Source organism: Mesorhizobium sp. M8A.F.Ca.ET.165.01.1.1 (assembly GCF_004792065.1).
Classification (GTDB): domain Bacteria; phylum Pseudomonadota; class Alphaproteobacteria; order Rhizobiales; family Rhizobiaceae; genus Mesorhizobium.
Genome location: NZ_SRTH01000018.1, coordinates 19,996 through 34,420 on the forward strand (window position 1 = coordinate 19,996; position 14,425 = coordinate 34,420).

A 14,425-nucleotide genomic window follows, 5' to 3' on the forward strand; every position below is an offset into this window, starting at 1 on the left:
ATATAAATCCCGAAGAGCCGAGACCGTTTGACAGGCTCGGTTCGCGAAAGCCTGGTCGGCTGGAGACCGACGCAGACAGTCCCGGAACCTGCTTTTACGTCGTAGAATGTTGGAGCCGTACCGGAGATAAAGATGGACGAACTCTCACCAGATGAAGGCGAGGATCCTTACGCAAACGACCCCTTCTTCAAGATGGTGCACGATGTTGAATGGAATGCCTGCATCGGCAGGCAGGGTGAAGGGGTCGGAACAAGAGCAGTGCGAAATCGTACGCTAAGGGCGAACGAAGCGGGAACTCTAGGCAGCCCGCCGCAGCCCACCTGGAAGGCGAAGCGACCGGAAACCTTCCAACAGATGATGCTCGCTATCCCAAGTGTAAATGCCGGTCAGATTGATGTGCACCCAGCTCAGCGGCGAGATGTGCTTGAGCAGGTGATCCGGAATCTCGCGACGCATGTTGCGTGAGTGGTAACGGCCCGTTCGATATAGACCGTGTTCCAATGGACGATGGCGCTGACGACGAGGTTGAGGCCGGATGCGCGGAAGGCTTGGCTTTCGAACGATCGGTCGCGGATTTCGCCGCGCTCGTGGAAGAAGACGGCGCGCTTCAGTTTATGCGCGGCCTCGCCCTTGTTGAGGCCGGCCTGGCAACGCCGGCGTAGCGCTGGAATTGAGTACCACTCGATCATGAACAGCGACCGCTCGATGCGACCAAGTTCGCGCAACGCCTTTGCGAGCTGGCTTTCCTTCGGTGATGCTGACGGCTTCTTCAAGATCGTGGACGGCACTACGGATCGCGTTGTGATCGACGCCGCCAGATGAAGCAGATCGTCCCAACGGTCCAGGATCAGGGTGGCATTGATCGGCTGCGCATTTCGCAAAAGCCGGACAGGGGTTCCGCTAATTCCCGGACAGCGATTTCGCTAATGTCGGGACAGTTTGGCGGCGACGGTCCTCGGGTGCCTTGTTGCGTTCATGGATGATTGATTTCGCCGTTTTCGGTGCCGGTCAAGAGGGGCGCTGGCTTTTGCTTTCGCATGCTGTCGCCCTGGAGCACGATGCGGTGGGCGTTGTGCACGATCCGGTCGAGAATGGCGCCGGCGACGGTGGGGTCTGCGATCAGGTCATGCCATCTGGCCACCGGGACCTGGGTGGTGATCAGGGTGGATTTGCGGCGATAGCGTTCCTCAACGATTTCGAACAGATGGACGCGCTGTTGGTCGGTGAGGCTGTGGGTTCCGAAGTCATCGAGGATGAGCAGTTGCGCGCGGGTGAGTTTGTCGATGAGGCGTGGGAAGCGGCCATCGAGACGAGCGAGCGCCAAATCCTCGAACAGGCGCGGCACGCGCACATAGAGCACGGAATGATCGAGCCGTGCCGCTTGCCGGCCGAAGGCGCAGGCCAGCCACGACTTGCCGGTTCCGGTCTGGCCGGTGACGATCAGGTTCTCATGCGCTTTCAGCCATTCGCCCTGGGCGAGCGCCATGGTGCTGCGCCGGTCGAGTCCGCGCGGCGCGGCAAAGTCGATGTCCTCGATGCAGGCTTCGGGAAAGCGCAGCCTGGCTGAGGCGAGCCGGTCCGGACGCGCTTGTCGGCCCGCATGGCGACCTCGCGGTCGAGCATCAGGCCGAGCCACTCGTCACGGCTGAGCTCGTTGGCGTTGTTGCGTTCGGCCAGTTCGCGCCAGGCGGCAGCCATGCCGGCCAGACCGAGGGCCTGCATCTGATCGAGGGTGGGGTTCGTCAGCATTCTTTCTTCCTTTCCTTCTGCGGAGCTGGCCCGGTCGAGGCCGGCTTTGAGGATGGCGATGACGGAGGAGTAGGCGATCGCGTTGATCAGCAGCGCCCGCTCGCAGGCGGCATCGAGACGCTCCGGCCCATAGCGCGGCGCCAGCGACAGGATGCCCATGGCCGAGCGATATCCCTGTTCCGGATGCGGCCGGTCGCGCATCATGCGCTCGACCAAAATGGCGGCGTTGGGGCCGATCCCGGCCGCCCGGCTGATCAGGCTGGCCGGCGTGGTGTTGGCGTAGCGCTGGTGCGCCTTGGGCATGTGTTCGTTGACGGTGACATGGCCGGAACGCTGTGAGCGACGCACATGGCTGGCGACACGCTGGTGATCGTGGAAGATCTCGACCACTCGATGCGTGAGCCGCACCTCGACGGTGCGCCCGATCAGCCGGTGCGGCACCGAGTAGAAGGTCTTGTCGGCCTCGACATGGTAGTCAGGACGGACCTTCGCCGACTTCCACTCGGCGTATTCGAACGGTGCCGCCGGCAGCGGCTTCAAGGCAGCCCGCTCGATCTCTTCGAACAGTTCGCGGCGGCTTATGGCGCATCGGCCGGTTGTTCAACTCCTCGAGCAGTTCGGCGATCGCCGCGTTGAGCTCGGCGATCGAGAAGAAGAATCGATTCCTCAGCCGCGCCAGAATCCAGCGCTCGACAATCAGCACCGCGCCTTCGACCTTGGCCTTGTCGCGCGGCTTGCGGCTGCGGGTCGGCAGGATGGTGGTGTCGTAATGCTCGGCCATGGCGGCAAAGGTCGCGTTCAGCGTCGGCTCGAACCACAGCGCCTTGACGACACCGGCCTTCAGGTTGTCGCACACGATCGCTCTGGTGACGCCGCCGAAGAAGGCGAGCGCTCGTACCTGGCCCTCGATCCAGTCCGGTAGCTTTTGACTGGAGCTGGCAAAGGCGAAGGTCAGATTGGATGCGCCCAGCACCGCGACAAAAATCTGCGCCGGGTAAAGACGCCGGTCGCCGGATCGATCACCGGCACCGTCTGCCCGGCATAGTCCGTCTGCATCACCGCGCCCGCCGCATGCCGATTGCGGAATGTCGCGCTCGTCCGGCGCCCGAAAGCGGCGAAGTGCTCGCAGAACCAGGTGTAGCCGTAGCCGTCGGGATGGGCGGCGCGATACTCCTGCCACAACAGCGTCAGCGTCACCCCCTTGCGCTTCAGCTCCCTGGCGATCAGCGCAAAGTCCGGTTCGCTCAGGTCTTGCGGCGGACGACCGGCACGGCCAAACAGCAGCCGCTCAAGTGTCGCGTCGTCGTGGCCCGGCGGCAGAGGCCAGCATGACAGCCCGGCCTCCCGCGCCCGTAGCAAATAGGTCGATACTGTCGTCTTGCTGATCTTCAGCCGTTCCGACACTTCACGCACCGAAAGACCCTGCTCATGGGTCAGGCGCAAGATCGCTTGGATGTCCCTCACGCTCGTTCGTCTCGCTTGCTTCCGTGTCGGCATGGCCCCTCTCAACGTCATCGTGAGAGGCCAAACTGCCAGAACGGCGCAGCCGAGAACCGACCGTTAAATCCGCTCCCGAAAACTGTCCGGGATTTAGCGGAATCGCTGTCCGCGAATTACTGAAATCACTGTCCGGGATTTAGCGAAAAGGGTGTCCGGGAATTACTGAAACACGCAGATCGGCGCCCCGATGTGGTTCGACAGTGCCGGATATGCATCGCCTTTCTCGAATGTGTGGAATTTCCGATCTTTGAGATTGCGCAGCCGAGGCGCAAAGCGTTTGCCGAACGGCGGGCTCGTGGATGCCCTGCACATACGGATCGGCGGCGCGCTGCTCCGGCGTGAGCATCTCGCGCCGGATTTGTTCGCCGTCGAGCGCCTGTGTGCACACGAGACAGGGAGCCCCGGCGCGAGCATCTGGGTGCGGCCGGTCCCGTGTGTGATCGCGTTCTCGCGCACGGTGATGCTGACGCCCATGTCGATGCAGGGCAGGAGAAACTGATAGGCGAGCTGTCCGACGACCGCTCGGCTCGCGTGCGAGTCGGTGCACAGGAACAGGAAATCCGCGCCATAGAGCGCAGGCAAGGATGCCTCGTCGACAATGTCGGCCCGGAGAGCCGTGATCTCCGCCTTAGAATTGATGCTGCGGATATGACGCGCTGCGACCTCTGCCTTGGGTCGGCCGATATCTGCCGGCGTTGCACCGACAAGCCGGTTGAGTTTGGTCATCTCGACCACGTCGGGGTCGATCAGGATGAATCGGCGAACGCCGAGATGCGCGAGCTGCTGCGCGACCGCCGAACCGGTACCGCCAAGGCCGATAATGGCCACGGCAATGTGACTGATGATGGCTTGGCCGCGCGGGCCGAAGGCGCGGACCTGCCGGTCGTGGGCCAGGGTGCTGATTTCGGGCAGTCCGGGGTAGGCCAGAGCCCGTGCGCACGCGCCAATCTCCCAGACTGGGATCTCGTGGGCGATGCCGAGGCGCCGCGCGCGGCAGCCGTCGGGCCCAATTACCAGCGCCAGATGGGACGCTGCAGGCACACGCCGTCCAAAATAATCTGACAGGGGTTGCTCGCCCGCGTGGTCTACAGTTGAAAAACAGGGTTGTGCCAGTCAGTCAACAACGCTCCATCAGGTCGTCGATCTTCGTTGCCTTGATATAGCGGGCCGGGTTCGGATCGATCTCAAGCGCCTTGAAGTGAGCCTCGCCACACATGATCTTCGCCGCTTCGTTATCGCGAAGATCGTCGGTAAATAAACTACCCTTCGTCTCGATCACGAAATAGAGACGCTCCTCGCCGCTGACCTCCACCAGCACCGCCCAATCGGGATTGTACGTACCCAGCGGCGTCGGCACTTTGAACCACGCCGGAAGCTTGGCGTAGATTTTCACCGACTCGTTCTTTTCGAGCTGCTCCGCGAACGTCCGTTCGACGCCGCCGGAATCATAGACAACGTGCTCGAAGACTGACTTCGTTGCGTCCTTGAGCATGTTCCTCAGATAGCCCGTTAGCTCTTCCTGCTGGAAAAGTTCCTGAGCGTAGTAGTGCTCGTCACCGATCCGCTGGTATTTGATCCCATCGACCAACGCCAACCGCTTGGTGCGGTTGATCACTTCACCCGCGATCTCGATGAAGGCCTGCGGATTGCGCTTGAAGTCCTTCAACCGCCCGCACTCGGTGAGGATGCGGACAAGGCTCTTGCGCGTGAGTTGGGTGCGATCCTGGAGATCGGTGAGCACGTCGGGCAACGCGATGTCACCCTCCTCGATCGTGACGATCGTCCCGCTGTTCTTGTCGCGCTCCGTGGCTTCAACGCCACCCTGGCCGATGGAAAGATCGGCCTTCCTGATCCGGACACGCGCCTTGGAAACCGGCGGGCCGTTGGCGATTGCCTTGGCGCAGTCGGCGATCAGCTTTTCATTGTCGAAGTGAACGCGATAGGTCGTCTTGTGCTTGATGCGATCCCAAAGCGCCTGGAACTCCGCGCTTTCCAGAATGGCCTGCCGTGTTTTGACGACGACGCGCTCGTCGGCGTTCTTGATATCGAGCTTGCCGGCGACCTTCTTCAGCAGCTCGCGAACCGCCGCAACATGCCCTTCGAGTTCTTTCGGCAAAGCGAAAGTGCCGTCCTTCAGCGCCGCGCGCAGCGTGTCCTGAACCTTACCCTTCGGGTCAACGAAACCTTGCGTCTTCAAGTGCTCGAAGATCGCGGCGGATACGTCGAATCCCAGCATGCCCGTTGAGCCATCAGCCTTCGCCACTGGAATGGCGGCGAACTGGTGCTTCTCGACAATCCCGAACTTAATGCCGGTGTCCCTCTCGATCTCTTTTTGCAGATTCTCGGCGAACTCCTCGTAACTTTCGGTGGCGACGACGGTCAGCGTATTGACCTCGAACCCGCGTAACCGCTCGCCTTGCTGATTGACGCAGAGGCGCAGGCCTCGGCCAATCGTCTGGCGACGCTCGCGTTCCGTGCCCATCTCGCGGAGCGCGCATATCTGGAAGACGTTCGGATTGTCCCAGCCCTCCTTGAGGGCCGAGTGGGAGAAGATGAACTTGAGCTTGGTCTCGAAGCCCAGCAGCTTCTCCTTGTCCTTCATGATCAGGTTGTAGGCGCGTTCGGCGTTGTCCCGGCCTGCCTGGTTATTGTCGGCCGTATCGATCCAGCGCCGCGCCTTGTCGATCGAGAAGTAGCCATCATGAACCTCCTCGGCTTCCGAGGTGAGATCGACCTCCTTAAACAGGCTCACGAACTCCGGGAGCTTCGCTGCGCGGCGGTACTCTTCCTCGAAGATTCGGGCGTATTTGCCCTTCGTCGGATTGCCGTCCTCGTCATACGACCGGTAGTGCTCGACGGCATCGATGAAGAAGAGGCTCAACACCTTGATGCCAAGCGGCGCGAGGCGTTTCTCTTTTTCCAGATGCTCCTGGATCGTGCGGCGGATCATCAGTCGCTTCATGGCGTCCGCGTCTACATCGCCAACCGCCTCGCCGGGTGAGAGGAAGGTTTCGCCACCCGGAAGCTTTACTTCCAGGAGCTGGCTGTCCTTCGCGGCGCAGATCTCGCCGATCCGGCAATCGGCATACACGGCACGCTTTGTCAGTTCCTGAAGATCGTCGCCGTCCTGAACGACCACCTCTTTGCGACGCACCGCCTTGCCATCCTGAACGTCGATCTCGACGAGCGCCGTCACTGGTCCCTTGCCGTTGCTGGCCGAAACAAAGCGCACATATGCCTTGTTGTACCCGCCCTCGACCTCCATCGACGCAACTTCGATCTGCTTAACAAGCTTGCGCTCATAGGCATCGACCGCATCGAGGCGAAATACCATGTGGTGCTTGTCGACATGGGTGGCCGAATAGCGAAGCGTGCAGAGCGGGTTCATCTCCGCGAGAGCCGAACGCCCGCGGCCTTCAAGACCACCATCAACGCTTTGCGGCTCATCCACGATCAGGATCGGCCGTGTGGCGCGGATCAAGTCGATCGGGCGCTCGCCACCGGTCTTCTCGCTGTCCTTATAGAGGTTGTTCACGTCCTTCTTGTTGATGGCGCCGACCGTCACCACCATGATCTGAATGTTCGGGCTGGTCGCGAAATTGCGTACCTGCCCCAGCTTGCCGGAATCGTAGAGGAAATAATCGAAGGGCTGGCCGGAATAGAGGCCCTTGAAGTGCTCTTCGGTGATCTGAAGCGTCTTGTAGACGCCCCCCTTGATCGCGACCGAAGGCACGACGATCACGAACTTGGTGAAGCCGTAGCGCCGGTTCAGCTCGAAAATGGTACGCACATAGACGTATGTTTTGCCTGTGCCGGTCTCCATCTCGACTGTGAAGTCGCCGGAAGTGAGCGCCGTTGACGGCGCGAGGCCATTGCGAAGCTGGATGTCGTTCAGATTTCCGATGATCTCGTCATCGAGCAGCGTCAGGCGGTTGCCGATGCCGAGTTCGCTTTCAACCAGGCCTAGTTCGCCTTGCGCGCCCAGGAAGCCGCCAAGATCGAGGCTGCCTTGCCCGGTGCGTTCGGCCAGCGGGCGGCGCGTCACCGTGAACTCGGTGCGGTTGATCTCCTGGCCGCGGAACAAATCAGCGACGGACTCGATCGCCAGCTTCTGGTAGTCAAGATCGGGTTCGAAATGCAGTTTCATCGAACCCCTCCTACAGGCTGCGAACGTCGGTGATGCCGTTCTGACTGAGGATCGCCGCCATGTTGGTTTTGGCGACATCATCGGCGAAGCCCGAATCCTTGAACACGACGCGCGTGTCGACGGCAGGTGCAAGCGCCGTGCGCCACGTCACGATCCCCGAAGCTAGCGGCTCGACCACGTCCTTGCTCAACCCATCGGCAAGGCAGACGATCAGCGCACCCCCACCGATGGAATTCACGGACTTGCCGGCGATGCTCTTCGTCTTGATCGGCACGCAAAGATCGAGCCCGAGCTTCAACAGCAGCTCATAGAGCACGTCCTGCTCCTTGCGACCTTGGACGAGATGCTCAGCATTCTTCAGCAGGCTCCTTTCGAGATCGGCTGCGACCGGCTCCCAAGCGCGGATATTCGATGATGCAAGCTTGAAGACGCGGAACCCAAAATCACCCTTGAAGAGGGGATTTTCTTCATCGATCCGCGCTGCAGAACGCCGGAGCCTTTCTTTAGTTAGTTCGGCTATAGTGCGAGGCTTTCCCAACTTATCGCAGAAATCCGATGCAACCTTTTGTTCTCTGTTACTGGGGTCGAGAGGCTCGGGAAGTTGGACAAGGACGTATCGGCGCTTTAGGTTCTCCGCAGCATTTTGCTTCAAAAGGGCGTGTCCGGTCGTTCCCGACCCGGCAAAAAAATCCAGAACGATATCACCATCCGCGGCGACCTGCTCAATGAGACTCGCAATCAGCGCTGTCGGTTTTGGGAACGCAAAGAGGTCAACGCCGAACAGTGAGCGTATCTCCTGGGTCCCATCTGCTGTATGTACACCATCAATAATCGACCGGAATGCAATGAACTCCGATCGCATCTCGCTCCGAAATTTCTTCTCGCGAGGTCTTCCGTCATCATTCCTGGGAAACAGAACTTTTCCCTCGGATATCAGCTCCGCCATCTTATCTTTCGAATATCGCCATCCCGTGGAGGCATTCGGGGGGAACACCCTTCCAGTCAACGGATCGACGACGTCGTAGTGAAGGTTTGGTCGCTGATCTCTCGTAGCAAGGCCGAGCATGCTACGGCTCATCCAATCCCCACGCGGATCACCGTCTGGATTTCCGAATTTCGACTCATCGCGGCCCACACCCTTGAGCGAGAAGCCATCGTCCCGGGCATAGGCGACGATGTACTCATGGTCGGTTGATATGTTTGTGTTTGCGCGCGCATCAGTAAACTGACGAGCCTTCCACACAAATTGCGCAACGAAATTTTCCTCACCAAATATGTCATTCAATATAGCGCGGAGATTCGCGACTTCGCCGTCGTCGCACGAAACTAGAATTACACCATCTGAATGGAGAAGGTTTCTTGCGAGCTTCAAACGCGGATAAATCATGTTCAGCCAGTCGGTGTGAAACCGGCCAGACGCTTCAGTATTCGACGAAATCTTTCGACCGCCTTCAACCTGCCCCGTAAGCTCAAGATAGTTCCTGACATTGTCGCTATAGTCATCAGGATAAACGAAATCCTTTCCCGTGTTATAGGGCGGATCGATGTATATAAGCTTCACCTTGCCAGCGTAGCTCTTCTGCAAGAGCTTAAGGACTTCGAGATTGTCGCCTTCGATCATAATGTTCTGGGTAGCGTCCCAATCGACGCTTTCGTCCGGGCATGGCAGTAGCGTGCCGGTGGACGGCGTCAGCGCGATCTGTCGCGCACGGCGTTTGCCATGCCAGTTCAGCCCGTATTTCTCGTCGCGCTCATCAACGACAGCACCCAGCAGCTCCCGGAGAACCCCGAGATCAATTCGCCCCTCCTTGAATGCCTCCGGGAAAAGGGACCTTAAGGACTCGACGTTGTCCGCTACAATGTCGGCACTTTTGGTGATTGAGCTCCCTGGGTCGAGCTTCTCGATATTGGCCATCGTCACGCCTTCCATTCGCAGATGTTCTTCTTGTGTTGGGAGCAGCTAAGGGTGGAAAAGTCCGTAGTGATATTCGAGCGCTGCCACACTTGGGTGAAGGGCGGCCTTGGCCGGCAGCACGGGATGCTTGCCGTCGAGAGCTTCATACATCGATCCCTCTAGAAGCTTCGAAACTCTAACGACTAACTTCGTGGGCTCGATGGCAACGAGGGCGAGGTCGAAAAGTGTATGAACATCCGCTCGAAGCAAGAGCCCATTAGAAACCGCGTTCGTCTTCATCCCCCGATATGGACTGATATGCGCAGCTTCCAGAACCCAGGGCGTCTTGCAGCATGTCAAGGCGCATTGTCCGCTGTACGCGGAGATCAATTTGCGGCGAAAAGTCTGTTGCCCCAACCGCCGGATCACCGAAGCGATTATGCGCTTACGACCATCGGAAATATTCTTCGGATCGAATTCTTCTGCGACAGTCGCGTCCCTTTGTATCTCAAATTCATCCAGCCTACTTGTCTGTGGAACAAGTAGCGAATTGACAAACTCATGTGGCGCTATCGCAATTCCGATATTGTTGGAAAAAATCCCCTTTGGTCTGCTCGCAGGCTTCATCTTTCTCAAGCTGCTTTCAAGAGAAAACCGCGCGTGAAATGATTTTCCGCTCTTGAATACCAAGATGTAGGGCGGATCGCTGGCATCGTAAGTTGTGGGGAAACCGGCGGTCGATGCCCATGCGGGGTGGCGGTTGCTGTACTGATCACGGATTCGCCATTCACCACCTCTGCGCTTTGGATTTCCGCTAAAGGCTAGCTCTCCCACCTGTGTTCTTTCACGATCGGCGGCAGCTGAGATGGTTGCATCGGTCTTCCCCGAGGCACCTAGGAAGTTGTCGATGGGAAATTGGGCAGTGCGCACGCCAAGGGCTATGTGCATGGCTCCGCCTCCGCGGCCATACGGCGAAGCATTCCCGTTGATTGCCCTAAAATCTGTCGCACTAAGCCGCCGCCAAAGTACCGTGGAAGTCATGTTGCCCCTCAGATCCATTCTCGTATTCGGATGTCCACGCGTTCCGTTCTCAAAGTTTTTTCTGCTGGGCTGCGATCTCGGCCTCCAAGCGCTGGATCTCTAAGTTGAGATCGACGCGCCGGTTCAGCTGCTTCTCGCGGGTGGCCTTGGCGCGAAGACCGATGATCTCGCGCATCAGCCGGGATTGGGCTTCGAGGGCTTCGCGGCGGCGCTCGATCGTCACGGCGTCATCGCTCGCTGCAAAGGCGCCGCTCAGCCTGGCGGCGCTGAGCGCTTCGATTCGGACCAGCCAACCCTCATACAAGGTCCATAGGTTGCGGCGGGACTGCTTGGCAAGGGGTAGACTTTCGAGAAACGCCTGTTCGTTGGGATTCAACGGTTCTTTGGTAATTCCAGCAATCGAAACGACGCGCTCGATGACGACTTTACCTGCTTCGTTTTGCGCATGGCGCTTGTGCGCCACCGATAGCGCGACACCCTGTTCGTCGGAGGTAACGAGAACCACTGGGTAGGGAATGGCGCGGTGGATCAATTCGATCAGACGCGCGGCCTTCGCATCAGGCCGAAAGGCACAGGCAACGACCGCGATCTCAAGGTATTCCCGCGTATCATCAGCGAAGCTCGGCACGCCGATGGTGGTTGGCTTGCAGGCGGCAAGCCATTGCAGCTCGTCGATCCCGTCCTGAATGGCACGCTTGTCGGAGGCGGTCGGCGCGCCCTGTTCCACGAGAAGCTTCTTCGGCACCCGCGCATCCACGCGGGCTTCGGGCGGCAAGCCCAAAGCCTCGACAACTGCGAGGATGCCGGCTTCCGTCGTCACGCCGCTGCACCCTCGGCGTCCGGAAGCACCACAAGAAACGCGACAACCTCGAAGTCGTTGACCCCGGCAAACTCGCCCTTCATGGCGTGGGTACCGCCTGGCGAAAAGAGGCTCGCGACTGCCCGCTCTTCCTTCTTGCCAACGACGGACGCGACAGCTCGGGCGAGCAGTTTCTGAAATGGCTCCATGTCCCTGCCGAAGCGCGTCGCCTTGTCGAACCGGATGCTAGCTTCGGCGTCGGGCAGATCCCGGCCGAGGCTGAGCTTCTTCAAAGCATCCAGCACCTGCTTCGCCTGTGTGTAGGGAAGCTTGATCTCGCCGTCCTCGCCAACATGCACGACGTAGTGCGGGCTCAAGGGATAGCCCGGCTCCGGCGATTTCAGCGCCGCGTCGCCAACCGCGCGAAGGCAGAAGATCACGCCGGGCTGAATGCCCGTGTCGACGCTCGCGGCAGTGCTTCGCGGGGCCGACGTGACCGCATAGGTCGCAAGCGGCAGCGCTTCGAGGCGCTCCTTATTCTCCCGCAGATAGCCGGAAAGATCGATGCGGAAATCGTTTAGCGTGAGGTCAGCAATCGAGACGCCGCTCGACAGGTCTTCGAGGTCGATCACGGCGTCTTGCAGCTTCTGAAGTTGGGCGCGGCGGTATTCCAGATCGTTCATCTGGTTGCCGGCCTGAAACTCTATGACGTTCTCCTCGCCCGTCGCCGAAACGTCCAGCAGCACCATGCGACCGCTCACGCGGGATTCGAGATCGAGATACTCGTCCAGCTCCATGTTCGGCCAAAAGTTGACGAGCTGAATCTGCGTGTTCGGAGAACCGATCCGGTCGATGCGGCCAAACCGCTGGATGATCCGAACGGGGTTCCAGTGAATGTCGTAGTTGATCAGAAAGTCGCAATCCTGAAGGTTCTGGCCTTCCGAAATGCAGTCGGTGGCGATCAGCAAATCGATCTCGCCTTCGACCGCCATTTCCCCGGGCCGCTCCTTCGAGCGCGGCGAAAAAGCGCTGAGGATCGTGCTCATATCGCTGCGCATGCTCGGCATGGTGGTCTTGTTCGCGCCAGTGCCAGTGACCACCGCGGCGTTTAATCCCAACGTCCTTTTCGCCCAAGGCGCCAGCTCGCGGTAAAGATAATCCGCGGTATCGGCGAAGGCGGTGAAAAGAAGCAGCTTTCGATTACCGTCGTTGATCGGCTCGTGGGCTTTCTTGGCGATCACCTGCTTCAGTGCTTCCAGCTTTGCGTCCCGATCAGCCGTCACAGAGCGGGCCGCTGATAGAAGCGTCGCGAGGCGGTTACGGTCCTCGATGAGGTCCTGCCGCCAACGCACTCGGTCAACGTCCTGAAGCAGCACCTTCACCTTTCGCCCGACGAGCAGAGACTCGAACGCAGAGTCGTCAACGGCGATGTCGTCGATCGTCGCTTCTTCAACCGACTCATCGTGCGCGTCGATCTTCGAAAGTAGGCCCTCAACGTCGGCGAGCTGCCGCTTGATGGTGAGAGCGAATGAGGCAACCGAACTCTCCATGCGCTTCAGGATGTTCACCCGAAGAAGGTGGATCAGGCTTTCCTCGCGATCGACCTGCCGAAAGAAGCTCTCGCCGCCGCGGATTTTCGTGCTGTATTTTTCGTCGTAGGCCGCCTGCTTGTGCGGAAGCACGTAGCGCAAGGGCGCATAGGCGCCGAGCGTCAGCCGCCGGATCTCATTGTTGATCTCGCGGATGGGCCGGAATTCGCCTGCCAGATCGACGTCCGCCTTGATATTGAAGGGCCGAAGCCGCTCGGGGAATTGCCCGGTCTCGGCCGTGCCGTAATAGCGCTGAACGTGCTTACGCGACCGCGCGATCGTCAACATGTCCAGAAGCTTGAAATAGTCGAAGCCCAGCATGTCCATCAACCGCGCAGGACGGCGTTCGGCCTCCGGCAAATCGAGCCAGCGGTTGAACTGCGCCTGGGCTTTCCTGATCGTCGCCTCGATGCTTGGAACACCGTGGCCGATCAGCGCTAGATCGTTGCCCTCGGTCATGAACGCGATCTGGTTCTTCAGGTCCGCCAGGCGACTGTTCACCGGCGTCGCGGATAGCATGAGCACCTTGGTTTTCACGCCGGCCTTGATCACCCGCTTCATCAGGTGGTCGTAGCGTGTGTCGCGGTCCTTGTGCGTCGCCTTGTTTCGGAAGTTGTGGGACTCGTCGATGACGACGAGATCGTAGTTTCCCCAGTTGACGTGGGAGAGGTCGATATCTCCCGACAATCCGCCATCGCGGGATAGATCGGTGTGGTTCAGGACATCGTAGTTGAGGCGATCCTCGGCCAGGACGTTCCGCCGGTCGTTGGCCTTGTAGAGCGTCCAGTTGTCCCTCAGCCGCTTCGGGCAAAGCACGAGAACCCGATCGTTGCGAAGCTCATAGTACTTGATGACCGCCAACGCCTCGAACGTCTTACCGAGGCCGACGCTATCGGCGATAATGCAGCCGCCGATGCGTTCTAGCTTATCGATGGCACCCACTACGCCATCGCGCTGGAACCGGAACAGCTTCTTCCAAACGATCGTGTTTCGTATGCCGGTCGCGGACTTGATGATCCGCTCTTCATCGAGCTCGTCGCCGAGATCCTTGAATAGCTGAAACAGTATCTGGAAATAGAGAAGCGACGGCGCGCGCTGGGAGCCTGCCTCTTCGAGCAAACCGACAAGTTTGTCCTTTGCCGTCGAGCCCGCCTTGATGCCATCCCAGTTCGCCCGGAACCAGTCGGCAAACGCAGCGGCTTCCTCGTCCTCGTCCGAAGCCTGAACCAGCCCGAGTTGACCGCCTGGCGTGATCCCGAGGCCTTCCGTGGTGAAGGAGCAAGTGCCGAGCAATGCCCGTCGCGTTCCCGTCCCCTGAACGACGATGAGCGACTGAGGTGGCGCCGAAGGAGCGCACCTGACCTCTGCACGCTTCTTGATCCAATCGGCAGCGAGCCGTGCAAGCCAACGGCCATGAAGCTGACCGCGAAAGGCGATATCGGCAGGGCCGCCGAAAAGCGCCTCCGCGAATGCCGTTTCATCACCCAGCAGCAGGCGGCACTTCTCTGCCTTCTCGATGAGCTCCCGAACTTCCGCAAACGCGTGCACGGAAAAGCTCGGTGACATCAAATCAACAGACACGTCCTGGACAAGCCATTCGCGCAGTCGATCGACCACCCTTTCGTTGCCGCTATTCCGAATGAGCTTCATGCACACACACCCGATCAGGCCCGATCGAGCGAACACCTGCGCACAAGGCTAACTAA

At 59.7% G+C, this 14,425-nt stretch carries 6 protein-coding genes and 3 pseudogenes; all 9 read right to left on the bottom strand.

Annotated elements, in window-relative coordinates; genetic code table 11:
• Positions 1 to 297: 297 nt before the first annotated feature.
• Positions 298 to 866, bottom strand: a pseudogene (locus EN808_RS30545) (Tn3 family transposase); the annotation flags it as partial.
• Between the two features lie 107 nt (positions 867 to 973).
• Positions 974 to 1,749: pseudogene (gene istB, locus EN808_RS30550) on the bottom strand (IS21-like element helper ATPase IstB).
• A 30-nt stretch (positions 1,750 to 1,779) separates the two neighbouring features.
• Positions 1,780 to 3,246 (bottom strand): annotated as a pseudogene (gene istA / locus EN808_RS30555) (IS21 family transposase); the annotation flags it as partial.
• 162 nt (positions 3,247 to 3,408) lie between these two features.
• Positions 3,409 to 4,290 (bottom strand): ThiF family adenylyltransferase, encoded by an 882-nt coding sequence (locus tag EN808_RS30560; protein WP_189524196.1) that lies wholly within the window; start codon positions 4,288 to 4,290, stop codon positions 3,409 to 3,411.
• A gap of 76 nt (positions 4,291 to 4,366) precedes the next feature.
• A complete protein-coding gene (locus EN808_RS30565) occupies positions 4,367 to 7,396 on the bottom strand; it encodes a DEAD/DEAH box helicase family protein (RefSeq protein WP_135917769.1) in 3,030 nt (1,009 codons plus the stop codon).
• Positions 7,397 to 7,406: 10 nt separating this feature from the next.
• Positions 7,407 to 9,326: a site-specific DNA-methyltransferase gene (locus EN808_RS30570; RefSeq protein WP_210235469.1), complete on the bottom strand. Its 1,920-nt coding sequence runs from the start codon at positions 9,324 to 9,326 to the stop codon at positions 7,407 to 7,409.
• A gap of 30 nt (positions 9,327 to 9,356) precedes the next feature.
• On the bottom strand, positions 9,357 to 10,238 hold the full coding sequence (locus EN808_RS30575) for an HNH endonuclease (protein ID WP_210235470.1): 882 nt from the start codon (positions 10,236 to 10,238) through the stop codon (positions 9,357 to 9,359).
• Positions 10,239 to 10,380: 142 nt separating this feature from the next.
• The gene (locus EN808_RS30580) at positions 10,381 to 11,151 is read right to left on the bottom strand and encodes a DUF4391 domain-containing protein (RefSeq protein ID WP_135917773.1); all 771 of its coding nucleotides are present in this window, start codon (positions 11,149 to 11,151) and stop codon (positions 10,381 to 10,383) included.
• Positions 11,148 to 14,369 carry a helicase-related protein gene (locus EN808_RS30585; protein ID WP_135917774.1) on the bottom strand — a complete coding sequence of 1,074 codons (3,222 nt, stop codon included), beginning with the start codon at positions 14,367 to 14,369 and terminating at the stop codon, positions 11,148 to 11,150. The genes EN808_RS30580 and EN808_RS30585 overlap by 4 nt, the downstream gene beginning before the upstream one ends.
• Positions 14,370 to 14,425: the final 56 nt, after the last annotated feature.